The sequence below is a fragment of the Pectobacterium sp. A5351 genome (assembly GCF_028335745.1).
Lineage (GTDB): Bacteria > Pseudomonadota > Gammaproteobacteria > Enterobacterales > Enterobacteriaceae > Pectobacterium.
The window spans coordinates 2,910,977-2,928,576 of sequence record NZ_CP116477.1 but is presented as its reverse complement, the minus strand read 5'-3'; the positions used below and the strand labels follow the sequence as shown (position 1 = coordinate 2,928,576).

Genomic DNA, 17,600 nt, shown 5'->3' with positions numbered 1-17,600 from the left:
CGCAATGAGGATGGCATGAGAAGATTTCTGACGACGCTGGCAATTCTGCTTGTCGTGCTGATAGCAGGAATGACGGCTTTGGTCGTACTGGTTAATCCTAATGACTTCCGCGCCTACATGGTGAAGCAGGTTGAGGAACGTAGCGGCTATCGCCTCCAGTTGGATGGCGATCTGCGTTGGCATGTGTGGCCGCAACTGAGCATATTATCTGGTGGGATGTCGTTAAGCGCGCCGGGATCCAATGCGCCGATTGTCAGCGCCGAGAACATGCGTCTTGATGTGCAACTGTGGCCGCTGCTGTCACACAAGCTAGCAGTCAAGCAGGTGATGCTGAAAGGTGCCATTATTCGCCTGACGCCGGAAAGCGAAGCCAAACAGGCCAACAATGCGCCTATTGCCCCTGCGGGATCGCAGACTCCATCTGAAGAACGGCGCTGGCGGCTGGATATTGATAAGATCAAAGTCGCTGATAGCCTGTTGATTCTGCAACGCAGCAATAATGAACAGATTAATGTGCGCGACATTAATCTTGCGATGGAGCAGAACAGTGACCGTCAGGTCAGCATCGAATTATCAAGCCGTATCAATCGCGATCAGCGCGATATCGCTTTCTCCCTTGCAGCAGATGTCGATTTGCTGCATTTCCCCCAGCAGGCTAATGCCAACATTACCAGGCTAGATTACCAGCTTCAGGGGGCAGGAATACCAGCAAACGGTATCAGCGGAACGGGGAGTGTTCAGGCCAGTTATCAACAGCAGCCTGAAAGAATCACGTTTAGCCAGCTTTCACTCAATACCAATAATAGCCAACTGTCGGGAGCGGGTAGCGTGACGCTGGGGGACATCCCCCATTACGAATTAGATCTGTTGTCTGAGAGGCTGGATTTGGATTCCCTGCTGGGGATCGCATCGGTGAAAGAGAACAATGCCTCTGTCGTGCCAGCTAAATCATCGGCCCCTGTGATTTCAAATGAAAGTGGGTTAACCAAACCAGAAGACAGCTTACAGACATTCACAGCACGTCTGTCGCTACAGGCCGCGACGGTGATCTATCGTGGGCTCGATGTCCGCCAATTTACACTACGGGCAGACAATCAGCCGGGGCTGCTGGATGTGACGACCTTGAGCGGTGAACTGGGCGGTGGACATTTCTCATTACCTGGTAAAGTTGTGACGAAGTCATCGACCAACATCACGTTACGGCCAGAACTCAAGGATGTTGAGTTATCCCAGTTGATGTCCGCATTTGCGCTGCCCGCTGAGACGGTCAGTGGGAAATTGTCGATGGCAGGACAGTTCAACGGTAACAGTTTTACGCTACCTGCGTTGCTCCAACAGTGGCAGGGAACGGCGACGCTGCAAGGCAATAACGTTCGTCTACAGGGTTTGAATATCCAGCAAATGGTGCAGATGGCCGTTGCGCGTAGCAATGGGAATATCCGAGGACAAGAGCGCTACGAGCGCTATACCGAACTGCAACAGCTGACTGGGAAAGTACAACTGAATGCGGGTAAGTTACGCCTTACCGATCTCAATGGCCGTTCAGAACTGCTATCACTCAGTGGGGGGGGGCAATTCGATCTGCCTGCCCAGACGTGTGACGTCAACTTGAATGTTTCTATCACGCAAGGGTGGCAGGGGGATGAGCAGCTAGTCAGCGTGCTGAAAAATACAGCGATCCCGTTACGTATCTATGGCGAATGGGATAAATTGAATTACCAATTACAGGTAGATCAACTGCTGCGTAAACGCCTGCAGGACGAATTGAAAAAACGCCTGAATGATTGGGCCAGCCAAAATCAGCAAAGCCAGAAGGGTAAAGACCTGAAGCAGCTTCTCGATCGTCTTTAATGTTCTAAATACGGTATTTTCTGAATATTGTATTTTCTGAATGTTGTGCTTTAGCCAGTTTGCTGATTCCTGCCAGCAAACTGGCCGCGTCTCACCACGGTTTCCCTCTGGTTTGTCATCCTCCTCCAGGCCGGCTTTGTGCTCGGTGTCTCTTTTTTAATGCTACATATTAATATTTTTCTCTTTTTTTATTTTCTAAAGCAGTAAACTTCGCTCCCTATTTTCGGTGCGGTGCGGTGCGACTCCGTTGCCGGAGAATGTCTGTCAGATAATTTATTACTCAGGTATCGAAACACACTATGCTCGAACTTTTGATTGGTGTTGCTGTAACGATTCTGGTCGGTCGTTACATTATAAAAGGGTACTCCGCGACTGGCGTGTTGCTGGTAGGAGGCCTCTTACTTTTGGCAATCAGTGCCATGCTGGGGAAAAACGTATTGCCAGCCAGCGCGAAGGCGACAGGCTGGAGCGCAACGGATATTGTTGAATACGTAAAAATTTTGCTGATGAGCCGCGGTGGCGATCTCGGCATGATGATTATGGTGCTGTGTGGTTTTGCCGCTTATATGACGCACATCGGTGCCAATGATGTCGTCGTGAAGCTGGTTTCCCGCCCGCTGAAAATGATTAACTCACCTTACTTACTGATGATCGCGGCCTATTTTGTCGCCTGTCTGATGTCGTTGGCGGTGTCATCGGCCACGGGACTCGGTGTGCTGTTGATGGCAACGCTGTTCCCCGTCATGGTGAACGTCGGTATCAGTCGCGGTGCTGCTGCTGCAATCTGTGCTTCCCCTGTGGCGTTGATCCTGTCGCCGACGTCGGGCGACGTAGTACTTGCTGCACAGGCATCACAGATGAAATTAGTGGATTTTGCCTTTAAGGCCACGCTACCTATTTCCATCATGGCGATCGTGTGTATGGCCGTCGCGCATTTCTTCTGGCAGCGCTATCTGGATAACAAAGCGAATGTTAGCCATGAGATTCTGGATGTCAGCGAGATCACGACCGATGCCCCGCGTTTTTACGCCATTCTGCCGTTTACGCCGATCATGGGTGTGCTGGTGTTTGATGGCAAATGGGGGCCGGAACTCCACATTATCACTGTACTGGTTATCTGTATGGTGCTGGCCGCTGCGCTGGAATTTGTCCGTTCGTTCAGTGCGCAAAAAGTGTTTGATGGGCTTGATGTGGCTTACCGTGGGATGGCCGATGCCTTCTCTAGCGTCGTCATCCTGTTGGTCGCAGCAGGTGTCTTTGCCCAGGGGCTTGGCACTATTGGCTTTATCAGCGGTTTGATTGGCCTTGCGCAGTCATTTGGTAGCGGCGGGCTGGTGATTATGCTGGTTGCGATCACGATGTTGGCTGCGATGACTACGGGCTCGGGTAATGCGCCGTTCTATGCGTTTGTTGAGCTGATTCCAAAGCTGGCGTCACAAATGGGCATCAACCCTGCTTATTTAGCTATTCCGATGCTTCAGGCTTCCAACTTGGGCCGTACCATTTCTCCGGTATCCGGCGTAGTGGTTGCTGTGGCCGGGATGGCGAAAATCTCTCCGTTCGAGGTGGTGAAGCGCACATCGGTTCCGGTTCTGGTTGGGCTGATTGTTGTGGTGGTTGCTACCGAAATTATGGTGCCTGCCTGATAGCAGAAATTAGGTAAACAGCAGCACCTTTAGGCTATGTGCTCTAAAGGTGCTGGCTGTCGCTGTACCGGGCTATTTGTTTGATAAAATGTTCAAAGTCGCTTAAACGATGAGAAATGACGTGGATGACAATATCCAGATTGAGCGCCTGATAGTCATGTACGGCAATATTTCTTAATCCCACCATTTTTTGCAAATTGTCAGACAGATCAACCGTAATAATCTGGTTTGCAGCAAGAAGCGCGAAGCTATCACGGCTACTTTGTGGTATGCCTAGCTGCTTGATACGGATAAGATAATTAGCGATATCAATAGCGGCTTCACAGGCACGCTGTATGTTAAGTATGACGGAATCTTGCTTGGTGAAGTTTTGACGAAACCCTTCCTCAGTATCGAATTCCTCACGAATACGACGTAGGCATCTTTGTATGGTGCTGCTTTTGTTGAGCAAGATATCTGTCATGCTTTTAGATCCTGATTAAAGCTACGAATGATATCCGCACGCTCTTTTTGCAGATGCTGGTACATCGAAAGTGTTGTCATTTCAAATTCCCCCGCTGCTGTTTCCGCATCATAAAGCAGCTTGCCGTTACGAACGATCTCCATTTTTAATACCGTTGAAGCCTGCAATAAATCGATAAGATCGACGTCATGACCCACTTCCTTTGCTAATTGATTAGATAGCTCCCAGCGTTTAACGGGATCCAGTGCTCTTGTAGCCATGATGGCGATATCAATGTCGCTGTCCGCTCTGGCATTGCCTGTAGCCTGGGAGCCAAAGAGATAAATAATTTTGATGTCGGGCATCTGTTTTTTCAGTGTCAAAACGATCTTATCGAACATGTGATAGCCCCCGTTCCTACGATTCTCTTATTGTCTGATAGGATTGCTCGAACATCAATGTATTGCCCGTCAGGGGAGGGGAACAGATAAGTCATCCCCCAGCCCCGATTTCATCACACTTCAAAATCAGTCTGTGGTTCGTCGTTCGGTGTGATACGGACCTCCACAATACGATGACTTTCCACTGCCAGAATGGTGAACTGATAGCCATCGATTGATAGTGTATCGCCCACCTGTGGAACCCGCTGTGCGTGCTCCATTAACAGCCCTGCCAATGTGTAGTATTCGCGCTTTTCATCCAGCGTCAGCGGAACATACATCGTTAAGTCTTCCAGTGGAATATAGCCATTTACGATCCAACTGCCGTCGTCATTCTGCTGAATGCTGTGGCGTGCATCGCGATCTTCTCCTTCGCGCGGCAGGTTGCCCGCGATGGTTTCCATCACGTCGCTTAATGTCACTATCCCTTCCATCGAACCGAATTCATCAACGACAAACGCAAAGTGCGTTCGCGCTTCTCTAAACTGTTCCAAAGCCTGTAAAAGTGAAAGCTGTTCAGGAAAGACCAGCGGCTGACGAATCAGAATACGTGGATTGAACGACTCGCGGTTTAGCTGCTGTTGGAGTAAATCGGCAACATGTACGATACCCAATGGCTCGTCGGAGGTATTGCTGTCGGTTACCACCAGTCGGGAATGCTGGTTGGTCGTTAACAGTTTAGCGAGCGCATCCTGTGTAATATTCAGTTCAACGGAGTCAATGTCATGCCGCGACGTCATAATGCTGCTGATGGTTCGCTGTGCCAGCCCCAATACCCGCTTTATCATCCGGCGTTCCTGAAGGTTGAAGACTTCCTGGCCCGCCCGGGTGTTGTCTGCAATCATCGATGAGGTTTGGTTGTCCAACTCAGCTTCTTCATGGTTACCGCGCAAGATACGCAAAACCACTTCTGCGGTGCGCTGGCGCAGTGGAACCGAGGAAGAAAGAAAGCGCCGGCGGTTGAATAGGGAAACCTGATTCAACATCTCAATCATCACCGAGAAGCCTATCGCAGCATAGAGATAGCCTTTGGGAATATGATAACCAAACGCGTCTGCCACCAGACTGAATCCAATCATCAGTAAGAAGCTGAGACACAGGATAACGATGGTCGGGTGTTCCGCAACAAAACGGGTCAGCGGCTTGCTGGCCAGCAGCATGAGGAAAATAGCGATGGTCACGGCGGACATCATGACCAGCAGATGATCGGTCATGCCAACGGCGGTAATCACGGAGTCCAGTGAGAATATTGCATCCAGTACCACGATCTGTGCCACTACCGGCCAGAAGCGTGCGCCTTTACGTTGAGCTTGCTGCTCCTCATCTTTTCCTTCAAGGCGCTCGTTGAGCTCCATCGTGGCTTTAAAGAGTAGGAATAACCCACCAACCAGCATGATGACATCGCGAGCGCTGAACGTGTGCCCAAGGAACGTGAAGAGCGGGGTAGTCAAAGACACCAGCCATGAAATGGACGCCAGCAGACCCAGGCGCATAAGCAGGGCAAGTAACAGACCGACGACTCTGGCTTTATCGCGTTGTTCTTTTGGTAGTTTCTCAGCCAGAATGGCGATGAAGATAAGATTATCAATGCCCAGAACCAGTTCCAGGACAACCAGCGTGGCCAACCCGGCCCATATTGTTGGATCAGCGATCCACTCCATATCTATTTTTTCACCTTTAAATGAAGATAACTCCGCTAGCGTATCAGGGCTGACACTGATGAACCAGAATTTGCAGGGATATTCTTTATGAGAAGAACAATCTATAAGCCAATTTCGAACAGACGAACAGATAAGTACCTGGGCATGCATTGTCATATTTTTGACATGAAACGGTGTGTAGCTTGTTGGAAAGGTCGGTTGAAAAATCGACAATAAGTAAAATTTTAAGAATGATACGTAGGGTAGCGCACGTTAGTATTTGATTGCATGAGCAGGCAACGCTTAGAATAGCTTGCGGATTTAGCAAGATTTTTACGACAGGGATGCGCGTAGTCTTATTCTGAAAAGCTCCTTTTAGGCCATCTTACCCTTGTGCTCTTTACGTCATCGTCAATACTATGGGGTGAAATTTGGCTTTGTCGATTTAGCTATATTTTTATAAATAAATATATTGATTAGTCACTTTTTGTTAGCGAGATCGGTTGGCTAACAAGGAAATGGAATCTTCACACACAAACAGATGGTTTACGGATCCAGGGTGTAGCCACAGGATGGTGTTCCGTACGTTGTTTGACAGCGCATTGGTAGCTATGAGCCAAGGGCGGTAGCGTGTCTGATGCAAAACATTCACATAACGGGTTGATGATGGTGCAAAAATGCAAGAATTCATGATGGTCTTCCTGAGTGCTTTTATTGCGCTATTCTTGGCAAGAAAAGTAGCAATAAAGGTCGGTCTTGTGGACAAACCTAATGACCGCAAGCGACACAGTGGTCATATTCCACTTGTTGGCGGTGTTTCTATCTATATAGCCCTGTGGGTTATGTATGCATTTGATCCTACATGGCTCCCCAATTTTTCTCTCTATATGGTTTGTGCGACGGCACTACTGGCAGTCGGTGTGCTGGATGATCGATTTGATCTTCCCGTTCTTCCCCGCGTTGGCTTACAAGCATTAGTAGCGGGCCTGATGATGTATGCGGGGCTATATCTTGCGTCCTTAGGCAAGGTATTATTCGGCTATGAGCTGTTTTTAGGTATTTTTGGTTATACAGTCACGCTGTTTGCGGTGTGGGGAGCGATCAATGCTTTCAATATGGTTGACGGTATCGATGGCTTACTGGGCACACTTTCCTGTGTAACATTTGGTGCTCTGGCTGTCGTTTTTTATCTAGATGGGCGACATGAACTTGCGCAGTGGAGTTTGTGCTTATTAGCTGCGACGATACCCTATATTTTGTTGAATCTTGGTATCCCATGGGGAACAAAATTTAAAATCTTTATGGGGGATGCGGGTAGTACACTTATTGGTTTTACTGTTATTTGGCTGTTGATTTTGGCTACGCAAGGTAGTGACGCTGTGATTCGCCCAGTGACGGCGCTATGGTTGATTGCCATTCCCTTGATGGATATGGTAACGATTATGGTGCGCAGGATTCGCCGGGGAGATAGTCCGTTCAAACCTGATCGGGAGCATTTGCATCATATTTTAATGCGTGCAGGCCTTACGCCGAGACAGTCTCTATTGGCGATTGTCGTTGCTGCATTGGTTTTGGCCGCTATCGGTATTATTTGTGAGTTAAGCGGTGTAACTGAGTCAATTATGTTAAGTGCGTTCCTTGTCGTTTTTGTCGGCTACTTCTGGTCAATTACGCGAGTGTGGCGTTTGCTGACATGGATAAGGCGTGCGAATCATGAGACAGTCGTTGTTACGGAGAAAATGGAACAGCGTCGCTAACAGATAAATTAACGGTTTTTTACGCTTCAGACTGTAGGTTTATTTAACTAAACGTCCTCTATAATCATTTGATATTTTGTAGGGATTTGCGCGATTTTTAATCAGAAAACGATGGCATAAACAGGATGATAAAGCATAAATTGAAATTGATACCAATGGTGGTGTCTGTAGCTTTGCTGAGTGGCTGTACGATAATTCCCGGTAGCCATCTTTCTACGAGTGGCAAAGAGGTTATCGAGCAGCAAGATGCTGATTTTAATATTGATAAATTAGTTAATGTTTATCCGCTAACACCTTATTTAGTGGATAAAATGCGGCCTAAACCGTTGATTGCGCAAACTAACCCTGCGCTAGAGCGTGAATTACAACAATATGAATACCGTATTGGCATTGGCGATGTCATTATGGTCACCGTATGGGATCACCCTGAGCTTACGACACCTGCTGGTACATATCGTACTGCGGCTGATACAGGTAACTGGGTGCATTCTGACGGCACAATCTTCTACCCCTATATTGGCAAAGTAAATGTTGTCGGTAAGACGGTAACTGAAGTGCGAGAAGAAGTTACCTCGCGTTTAGCAAAATATATTGAATCTCCTCAGGTTGATGTCAGTATAGCCGCTTTCCGCTCTCAAAAAGCCTATGTTACGGGTGAGGTGAAAACCTCTGGTGAACAATCTATTACTAACGTGCCGTTAACTATCCTGGACGCCATTAACAAGGCGGGGGGGTTAAGTGACAATGCCGACTGGCGCAATATTGTTTTAACCCATAATGGTCAGGAAAAACGCATTTCCCTTCAGGCGCTGATGCAAAACGGTGACCTCTCTCAGAATACCCTGCTGTATCCTGGCGATATCCTCTATATTCCGCGTAATGACGATCTGAAAGTGTTCGTTATGGGTGAGGTGAAAAAACAAACCACACTCAAAATGGATCGCAGCGGCATGACCTTGACTGAAGCGCTTGGTAATGCTGAAGGGATGGATCAAACGTTGGCTGATGCAACGGGCGTGTTTGTTATTCGTCCTCTTAGAGGAACTCAGGGGCCAAAACTAGCGAACATCTATCAACTTAATGCTGCCGATGCAACCTCCCTTGTTATGGGCGCTGAATTCCAATTGCAGCCTTATGATGTCGTTTATGTCACCACTGCGCCAATTGTTCGTTGGAACCGTTTGATTTCGCAGCTTGCACCGACCATCTCCGCCTTTAATGATCTTAGTGAAGGTAGCTTGCGTGTTCGCACCTGGCCATAGAGATAATTATGTTTGATTCAATACTTGTAGTTTGCGTAGGTAATATTTGCCGCTCCCCGACAGGGGAGCGTTTACTAAAGCAGGCATTGCCTACAAAGAAAATTGCGTCTGCAGGATTAGGTGCCCTAGTAGGGAAACCTGCAGATGAGACAGCCAACAATGTTGCAAACCAGCACAATCTTTCTCTGGATGGGCATGAGGCACAGCAACTGACTTCAGCGCTATGTAGGCAATATGATCTCATTCTGGTTATGGAGAAAGAGCATATTGATGGAGTATGCAGCATTGTACCTGAGGTTCGTGGTAAAACGATGCTTTATGGGCATTGGATAAATCAGCAGGAAATTGCTGATCCCTATCGTAAAAGCCGTGAAGCCTTTGAATTCGTCTATTTGCAACTTGAAAAATCAGCGCAGAAATGGGCGCAGGTATTAAGCCGTTAATAAGTCAGGGAACCCCATGGCAGAGAAAATTTCAGGAAAAACGTCCGAAACGAACGCGGATGAGATCGATTTGGGTCGGTTATTAGGAACGTTGTTGGATCATCGTTGGTTAGTTATTGGTGTTACCGCAATTTTTACTATTATTGGTATTCTTTATGCGACTTTTTCGACTCCGATCTATAAAGCTGACGCATTGATTCAGGTTGAACAAAATGCAGGGAATTCTTTGCTGAAAGATATTTCTAGCGTGCTACCTGATGCTAAACCAGAATCGGCTGCTGAAATTGAGTTGATTAAATCGCGCATGGTAGTCGGTAAGACGGTTAACGATCTTTCTTTGGATATTATTGCTCAACAAAAATATTTCCCTGTTTTTGGTAAAGGTTTTTCTCGTTTAATGGGGGAGGAATCTGGCAAAATCGCAGTCTCGAGATTAGAAGTTCCTCAATCATGGGAGGATGAGACAATTAATCTTTATGTTATTGATGACCAAAATTATTTAGTCGAGGCGGGAGATGCTATAAAATTTAATGGAAAAGTTGGGCAGATAGAGAAAAATAATGGTCTTTCTTTGCTGGTTAGTGATATTAACGCGGATGAAGGAACTGTTTTTCGTATTAAGAAGCTAAACACAATTACGGCAATCAATAATATATTGAGTAGCCTAACAGTCGCTGATAAGGGTAAAGATACTGGGGTTCTATCTCTCAGTTATGAAGGTGAAGATCCAGAATTAACTAATAAGGTATTAAATAGTATCAGCCAAAATTATCTGCAGCAAAATGTTGAGCGTAAATCGGAGGAAGCAGGGAAAAGTCTGGAGTTTCTTAAAGAGCAACTTCCAAACGTACGGTTGACGCTTGATGAAGCGGATAATAAATTAAATAACTATAGGCAAAAGAATGAATCGGTTGATTTGTCACTAGAAGCTAAAGCGGTTCTGGATACGATGGTGTCAGTTGAATCTCAGCTTAACGAGTTAACATTTAAAGAAGCCGAAATATCAAAACTATACACCAAAGAGCACCCCGCCTATCGTGCGTTAATGGAAAAAAGAAAAACTCTGGAAGAAGAACGAGAAAAAATTAACAAGCGTGTAGGTGTGATGCCTAAAACACAGCAGGAAATATTGCGTTTAACGCGAGATGTTAATGTAGGGCAAGAAGTTTATATGCAACTGTTGAATAAACAACAGGAGCTCAGCATTAATAAAGCTAGCACTGTGGGCTATGTGCGAATTATTGATGCAGCAGCTTTGCAGCTTAAACCAGTGAAACCTCGAAAATTGGTTGTTATAGTATTCGCAATGATTGCCGGTTTGATAATATCAACGATATTTGTCCTATTGAAAACTTTTCTACACAAAGGAATTGAAAGTCCAGAACAACTGGAAGAACTGGGCATTAATGTTTATGCCAGTGTTCCTTTATCTGAATGGCAGCAGAAGAAAGACAGAGCGTTATTAGGAAAAGGCAAGAAAGGCAATACGCGCTCGACAGAGTTACTGGCTGTGGGAAATCCTGCTGATCTCGCCATTGAAGCTATAAGAAGTCTACGCACCAGTCTGCATTTCGCCATGATGGAAGCCAAAAACAATGTGCTGATGATCTCTGGTGCCAGCCCTGCGATTGGTAAAACATTCGTCAGTGCAAATCTCGGAGCTGTCATCGCTCAGTCTGGGCAGCGAGTACTCATTGTTGACTGTGATATGCGCAAAGGTTACGCCCATGAACTGATGGGTACTCATGGCACGGATGGTTTGTCGGACATTTTGTCTGGGCAGTGTGAAGCAACGAAAAGTGTGCGTAAAACTGCAGTGGAGAATATGGACTTTATCCCTCGTGGGCAAATCCCACCGAATCCTTCTGAACTATTGATGCATAGCCGTTTTGCTGAGTTTATCAAGTGGGCTGGAGAGCATTATGATTTGGTGCTGTTAGATACGCCGCCGATTCTGGCTGTGACAGATGCCGCCATTATTAGCCGCCATGCTGGTACATCTTTACTGGTAGCGCGTTTTGAAGTGAATACGCTGAAAGAAATAGAGGTAAGTGTTCGTCGCTTTGAGCAGAATGGTACGGAAATTAAAGGTGTTATTCTGAATGCGATTGTAAAACGTGCTGCTAGCTATTATGGATATGGAAATTATAATTATTATACTTATGACTATAAATCTGAGAAAAATAGTTAGTATTTCCTAACCTAAGAATTCTAGTCATAGCAAGTATCGAATCTAAGTATTCGATATTTGCTGCATGCCATAAATTCTTTATAAGTTTCTGTTTTGATAAATAATGTTTTCTTCATTTATACCCGTCATACTTCAAGTTGCATGTGCGTTGGCTAGGTTCAGTCATCCGAATCACTTACCTGAGTAAGCTCATCGGGATTCCTTCGCTTGCTGCCTTCCTGAAACTCCAATTATTTAGGGTGTAGATGTGTGTTTAAATGTGGACTAATTCATCATTGTTTAATTAGCTGGATTTTTATTAAATAATAGACAAGTAGATATGATTTTTTAATATATTTTTGTCGTTTAAAACAGCATGCAACGATGATTTTTTATCAATTTCTAACTGAATCCAATTTAATGAATATATCAAATATCCCATCAACGAATTATGGAATTATTTTATGCAAGTAAAAGTCATACAACTGCAAACACACGGTGACGACCGTGGTGCATTAGTTGCGCTAGAGCAAGAAAAAAACATTCCATTTGAAATTAAGCGTGTGTACTACTTGTTTAAAACTAAAGAGGGCGTTCGCAGAGGGTTTCATGCCCATAAAACCTTAAAACAAGTAGCTATTGCTGTTCGTGGTTCATGTCGATTTTTATTAGATGACGGGAATGAAAAAGTTGAATTAGTATTAGACAACCCAGCACAAGGAATAGTTATTGATCCCCATTTTTGGCATGAAATGTATGATTTTTCTGAAGACTGTGTGTTAATGGTATTAGCCGATCAGCCTTATGATGAGTCAGACTATATTCGCGATTATGATGTTTTCTTGGATAGGATAAAATCTAATGATTATTCATCCGTTAAGTGATGTCCAATCAAAAAATATCGGAAGTGAAACTCGAATATGGCAATTTTCTGTAATATTAAAAGGCGCAGTGATCGGTCGGAATTGCAATATATGTGCTCATACATTAATAGAGAATAATGTTATTGTTGGTGATAATGTCACCATAAAGTCTGGTGTTTATTTATGGGATGGTGTCACCATTGAGGATAATGTTTTTATCGGCCCCTGTGTTGCTTTTACTAACGATAAAAAACCTCGTTCAAAAATTTATCCTGAAAATTTTCTAAGAACGACGGTAAAAAAGAATGCTTCTATTGGAGCAAATGCAACGATACTTCCAGGTATTGTGATTGGCGAAAATAGTATGATTGGGGCTGGTGCTGTTGTAACCAAAGATGTTCCTGATAATGCTGTCGTTTTCGGTAATCCAGCGCGAATTATTAAATATATTGGAAATAAAAATGATTAGTTTTCTTGATCTTAAAGAAGTCAATGCGCAATACGAGAGTGAACTGAAAGATAGTTTTTCTAGAGTATTAAAATCAGGATGGTATATTGCTGGAAATGAACTTTCTGCTTTTGAAAAGCAGTTTTCAGTTTATTGCGGGACTAAGCATACAATTGGTGTGGCTAATGGGTTAGATGCTCTAATTCTGACGCTTAGAGCATGGAAAGAGTTAGGGAAATTAAAAGATGGTGATGAAATTATTGTTCAAGCAAATACCTATATCGCATCTGTACTTGCCATCACCGAAAATGATTTAGTTCCTGTGCTAGTTGAACCAAATCCCGTAACCTACAATCTTTTACCTGATACTGTAAGAAAAGCCATTACGCCGAAAACTAAAGCTATTTTACCTGTCCATCTTTATGGTCAAATTAGCCCTATGGATGAAATTATAGCGATTGCTCAAGAACATAAACTTCTTGTTCTTGAGGATTGTGCTCAGGCTCATGGTGCTCTGCTCAATGGTAAGAAAGCGGGGGCGTGGGGTGATGCCGCAGGATTTAGTTTTTATCCTGGTAAGAACCTTGGTGCATTAGGCGATGCTGGCGCTATTACAACTAATGACGATGAATTGGCTGATGCGTTAAAAGCTCTGAGAAATTATGGTTCACATAAAAAATATGAAAATCTTTATCAAGGTGTAAATAGTCGACTTGATGAACTTCAGGCAGCGTTGTTGGCTGTGAAGTTAAAATATTTAGATGAGACTAACTGTAGAAGGCTGAAAATAGCTAAAGCTTACTGTACTGGTATTGCGAATAGCTTTATTTCATTACCTTTTTTTCCAGAGTTTGTTCATGAGCATGTATGGCACCTGTTCGTAATCCAGTGTGACAATCGAGATAAATTACAACAGTACCTTTCAGGGAAAGGAATTCAAACATTAATTCATTATCCCACGCCCCCACACCTTCAACCGGCTTATCGGGAATTAGGCTTCAGAGAAGGTTCTTTGCCCATTACTGAATCTATTCATAGTAAAGTATTAAGTTTGCCTATGGGGCCAACATTGTCTGATGCAGAAGTGCAAACAGTTATTACAGTACTAAATGAGTATCAGGGATGAAAAAGTTACTTTCGGTAACCCTTCTTAGTGGGCTACTGACATTAGCGAGAATGGGAAGTGGATTTGTCATTGCCAAGATAGTTGCTATTTATACTGGTCCGTCTGGTATGGCTATGTTGGGACAGATTCAAAGTATGGTGGCAAGTCTTAATGGTATTGTTAATGCTCCTGTCAGTAGTGGAATTGTGCGCTATACCGCTGAGTTTGAGAAAGAAGGTCTAGATGCATGTGCGCCTTGGTGGAAAGCCAGCTTATGGTGGTTGGTTGTTATACTATGTATCTTGATGCCTACTTGTTTTTTATTGGGACATGAGCTTTCGAATTGGTTGCTCAATGATTCAAATTATGCTTGGATCATTTGGATCATCACGGCGTCATTACCTATTGCGGCTATTGGTACACTAGTTAATTCCGTAATTAATGGATACCAGCAATATCGACGCTTTGTTGCACTAGGCGCAATATCAACGGCCTTCTCATGCATATTAATGATAATGTTTATCGTTAGTTTTGGCATAAAAGGTGCTTTGTTGGCAGCAGCTGTTCAGTCAGGGCTCATTGGATTAATTCTTATTTTTAGTGTTCTACGCCAGCCTTGGATTAAACTAGGCTATTGGTGGGGGAAAACAGATAAAGAACATAAAAAGAAGATCGGTAGCTATGTGTTAATGGCGGCAACTACTGCTTTAACTGCGCCAATAGCTCTAATTGGGATTAGAAATATTCTAATTAGTCATGTTGGTTGGGAAGCTGCGGGGCAATGGCAAGCTGTTTGGCGGATCTCGGAAGTCTATCTTGGTGTTATTACTGTTGCTTTAAGTACTTATTATTTACCTAAATTGTCAACGCTAAAAGGTGTTAAAAATATTCGAAATGAGATTAACCAAACTGCAAAGTTAATAGTTCCTATTGCTGCAGTCATGGCGCTTGGTGTGTATTTTTTTAGGGATCTTGCAATCAGTTTACTTTTTACTGAGGAGTTTAGGACAGCCAGGGAATTATTTGCTATCCAACTTATTGGAGATGTAATAAAAATTACCAGTTGGCTGTATGCATATCCTATGTTATCCCGAGGTGCGACAAAGTGGTTTGTGTCAACTGAGATTGTTTTTTCTATTACCTTAGTTACCTTAGCTTATATACTTGTACCTTTGTATTCTACCGAAGGGGCAAATATCTCTTATGCTATTAACTATTTCTTTTACCTCTTATTTGTCGTGATTTTTTTTGGTCGTTACTCTCGCTAATACGAACTGGTTATAGAGACCTCCTTGTAGAAAATATAGTGATCTGAACAATAGTCTAAAAATAGGTTGTGATGGCGTTATCTCTGCCTACATTTAATTATGGGCTTAATGGTTTTCGAGGAGATGATGTTTGCGATTTTTATTGAGTAACATGGGTGATTTTTTTCAAAAAGTAAATGAATATCTATACTAATAAAAGCAGATATAACTTATATGCTAGCAAGATTCGATTGGAATATTTATGAAATATTAATAATGAAAATCATGGGGCTAATTTTCATATTTCAGTGTGTTACTCTGGAGGGAAATATACGGCTTACGGTTTTTTTAGTGCGTTGAGTAAATTATACTGGAAGTATATGGGAAGTCTAAGAAATGAGAAGAAGTGATATATTAAAAATCCCTGTTATATCTGTATTAATGTTGGTTTTGTCATGTGTCGCTGGAACTAGATTTTTTGGTCCAGATCCTGACTTTTCAAATTATGTTGATATGCTTACTTATCCAAATTACATTGATAGGGTCGTTGATTTATTTTTTCAGTTCATGGTTTTCTTGAATACTAATCTTTTTCCTAATTATTGGGTTGTCTTTTTTATTTATGCAATATTAGGTGTTTCGATAAAAACCATTGCTATATTTAAGTATTCAGAGCATCCAGGTTTGAGCTACTGTGTTTATATAATGATGTTTTACTTGCTTCATGAATATACACAGATTCGCGGTGGTGTAGCTGCTGGTATTTTATTATTCTCTTTTTATTATATTTACATAGGGGATTTTAAAAAATTTATAGCATCAATTTCTATTGCAAGTTTATTCCATTTATCTTCTTTAGTTGTACTTCCTTTTTATTTTTTTGTGCGTAATTACAACCTCCGTTCTTTTTTCTTTGTAGCGATTGTTGCTTTTTTATTTGCTATTTTCTCCTATTTTTCCGGAGACTTTGTAAGATCTATTGTCCATGCTTATATGTCAGCTAATGATAGTGGAATTAATTTAGGAGCGGTTCTTGATTTTAATTTGTTAAATAAAATGAACCTGTCGCATTTTATCATTGCACTGATATGTTACTTCTTTTATGTAAAGGGAATGGTTTTTAAGCAGAGTGAGTTGTCAGTTGTATATATAAAATTATTGTTTGTTGGTGTTGGCTCGTTTTATTTCTTTGGAGCTTTGGGGTTGGTTGCTACAGCATATAGAATCAGTTATATATTCCTGCCTGTGCTTATTTTCATTATTCCGATGCTACTCTATACAATAAAGCCAAGAGTTATACCTTTCGTTTTTATTGTGTTGTATCTTTTAATAAATCTATTATATCTTGTGGATAATGTGATTTGGGTAAATCAATGACGTATGATATTTGTATTATTTGTGTCCTATACTCTAAACGACCAATTGAAACTGCAACTGTTAAGTCTCTATTAAAAAATCAACATTATTTAGAATCAAAAAGGGTTAGTTTATGCTTTTGGGATAATTCACCTCAGGGTTTTAGTGCAGCATCACTACCTGAATTTACTATCCCCATAGAATACTATCACACTGGAGTTAATACGTTTTTATCTAAAGTTTATAATAAAATAATATCTAATATTAATGCAGATAGTTATATTATTTTTGATGATGACTCTGATTTTGACATTGAATATTTTTCTTGTTTGGATGAGTTCTTTCAATCTGATGAGGAAATAGCTTGTCCTACTATATATAGTGGCAATGATTTAATTTCTCCTGGCGTGATCAGAGGAATTAGAGGTGCTAGAATTACTGAGTCTATTCTTAAGACGTCTGCCGGTAACCCTGGGTTGATTTCTCTCATGAGTGGCACTGTTGTGAAGAAAAGCGTATTTGATTTTATAAAATTCGATGAGAGACTTTCTTTATATGGCGTAGATACTAAATTTTATGTTTCTGCTAAAGAAAATGGAATTAATATATATGTTCTGCCTTATCGTATGAACCATAATAGTGCTTTACATGAAATTACTGATGTAGAAAGTCATATAAAACGTTTGGTTGTTCTACAGAAAAGCAAGTGGGTTGTTTTTGAAAATGTTCCTTTTTATAAAATTAAACTAGTATTCTACATTACTGCTCTGAGTATTTACTTGTCTATTAAAAAGGATATAAGATATTTTAAGCTATTAAAATCTATATTTTGACTTTAAAAAATCCACTAGTGCTTTCTACCTTGTTATTCAGGGAGGTATGGTATGGAAGGCTCCATTGCTTTTAATTCTATATGCTATCGGTTTCAAT

15 protein-coding genes are annotated in these 17,600 nt (G+C 42.6%); 12 read left to right on the top strand and 3 right to left on the bottom strand.

Translation table 11 applies throughout. From position 1 onward, the window contains the following. The first annotated feature begins 15 nt into the window (after positions 1 to 15). The gene (gene asmA, locus O1Q74_RS13570) at positions 16 to 1,851 is read left to right on the top strand and encodes an outer membrane assembly protein AsmA (RefSeq protein WP_271873808.1); all 1,836 of its coding nucleotides are present in this window, start codon (positions 16 to 18) and stop codon (positions 1,849 to 1,851) included. 299 nt (positions 1,852 to 2,150) lie between these two features. After that, positions 2,151 to 3,497, top strand: coding sequence for an anaerobic C4-dicarboxylate transporter DcuC (gene dcuC / locus O1Q74_RS13565; protein ID WP_271873807.1), 1,347 nt, complete (start codon positions 2,151 to 2,153; stop codon positions 3,495 to 3,497). 43 nt (positions 3,498 to 3,540) lie between these two features. On the opposite strand, the gene hepT is transcribed toward dcuC, so the two are convergent. The 3 genes from hepT to O1Q74_RS13550 form a co-directional block, all read right to left on the bottom strand. Then, positions 3,541 to 3,960 (bottom strand): type VII toxin-antitoxin system HepT family RNase toxin, encoded by a 420-nt coding sequence (hepT, locus tag O1Q74_RS13560; protein ID WP_039535340.1) that lies wholly within the window; start codon positions 3,958 to 3,960, stop codon positions 3,541 to 3,543. Continuing rightward, a complete protein-coding gene (gene mntA, locus O1Q74_RS13555; protein ID WP_271873805.1) occupies positions 3,957 to 4,340 on the bottom strand; it encodes a type VII toxin-antitoxin system MntA family adenylyltransferase antitoxin in 384 nt (127 codons plus the stop codon). The genes hepT and mntA overlap by 4 nt, the downstream gene beginning before the upstream one ends. A 113-nt stretch (positions 4,341 to 4,453) precedes the next feature. After that, positions 4,454 to 6,040 (bottom strand): TerC family protein, encoded by a 1,587-nt coding sequence (locus O1Q74_RS13550; protein ID WP_271873803.1) that lies wholly within the window; start codon positions 6,038 to 6,040, stop codon positions 4,454 to 4,456. 656 nt (positions 6,041 to 6,696) lie between these two features. On the opposite strand from O1Q74_RS13550, the gene wecA reads away from it, so the two are divergent. From wecA to O1Q74_RS13500, 10 genes are all read left to right on the top strand, one after another. Then, positions 6,697 to 7,776, top strand: a complete 1,080-nt coding sequence (gene wecA / locus O1Q74_RS13545) for a UDP-N-acetylglucosamine--undecaprenyl-phosphate N-acetylglucosaminephosphotransferase (RefSeq protein WP_271873802.1) — start codon at positions 6,697 to 6,699, stop codon at positions 7,774 to 7,776. A 125-nt stretch (positions 7,777 to 7,901) separates the two neighbouring features. Continuing rightward, positions 7,902 to 9,038: a polysaccharide export protein gene (locus O1Q74_RS13540; protein WP_271873801.1), complete on the top strand. Its 1,137-nt coding sequence runs from the start codon at positions 7,902 to 7,904 to the stop codon at positions 9,036 to 9,038. Positions 9,039 to 9,046: 8 nt separating this feature from the next. Then, positions 9,047 to 9,481: an arsenate reductase/protein-tyrosine-phosphatase family protein gene (locus O1Q74_RS13535; RefSeq protein WP_271873800.1), complete on the top strand. Its 435-nt coding sequence runs from the start codon at positions 9,047 to 9,049 to the stop codon at positions 9,479 to 9,481. Positions 9,482 to 9,497: 16 nt separating this feature from the next. Beyond that, positions 9,498 to 11,672, top strand: a complete 2,175-nt coding sequence (gene wzc, locus O1Q74_RS13530) for a tyrosine-protein kinase Wzc (RefSeq protein WP_271873799.1) — start codon at positions 9,498 to 9,500, stop codon at positions 11,670 to 11,672. Positions 11,673 to 12,115: 443 nt separating this feature from the next. Continuing rightward, the gene (locus O1Q74_RS13525; RefSeq protein WP_271873798.1) at positions 12,116 to 12,535 is read left to right on the top strand and encodes a sugar 3,4-ketoisomerase; all 420 of its coding nucleotides are present in this window, start codon (positions 12,116 to 12,118) and stop codon (positions 12,533 to 12,535) included. Next, positions 12,513 to 12,983: an acyltransferase gene (locus tag O1Q74_RS13520; protein ID WP_271873797.1), complete on the top strand. Its 471-nt coding sequence runs from the start codon at positions 12,513 to 12,515 to the stop codon at positions 12,981 to 12,983. Before O1Q74_RS13525 ends, O1Q74_RS13520 begins: the two co-directional genes overlap by 23 nt. Further along, entirely contained in the window at positions 12,976 to 14,088 is a 1,113-nt protein-coding gene (locus O1Q74_RS13515; protein ID WP_271873795.1) for a DegT/DnrJ/EryC1/StrS family aminotransferase, read from the top strand. Before O1Q74_RS13520 ends, O1Q74_RS13515 begins: the two co-directional genes overlap by 8 nt. Next, positions 14,085 to 15,335 carry an O-antigen translocase gene (locus O1Q74_RS13510; RefSeq protein WP_271873794.1) on the top strand — a complete coding sequence of 417 codons (1,251 nt, stop codon included), beginning with the start codon at positions 14,085 to 14,087 and terminating at the stop codon, positions 15,333 to 15,335. Before O1Q74_RS13515 ends, O1Q74_RS13510 begins: the two co-directional genes overlap by 4 nt. Before the next feature lie 375 nt (positions 15,336 to 15,710). Beyond that, a complete protein-coding gene (locus tag O1Q74_RS13505) occupies positions 15,711 to 16,691 on the top strand; it encodes an EpsG family protein (RefSeq protein ID WP_271873793.1) in 981 nt (326 codons plus the stop codon). Next, positions 16,688 to 17,503, top strand: coding sequence for a hypothetical protein (locus O1Q74_RS13500; protein ID WP_271873792.1), 816 nt, complete (start codon positions 16,688 to 16,690; stop codon positions 17,501 to 17,503). The genes O1Q74_RS13505 and O1Q74_RS13500 overlap by 4 nt, the downstream gene beginning before the upstream one ends. Positions 17,504 to 17,600: the final 97 nt, after the last annotated feature.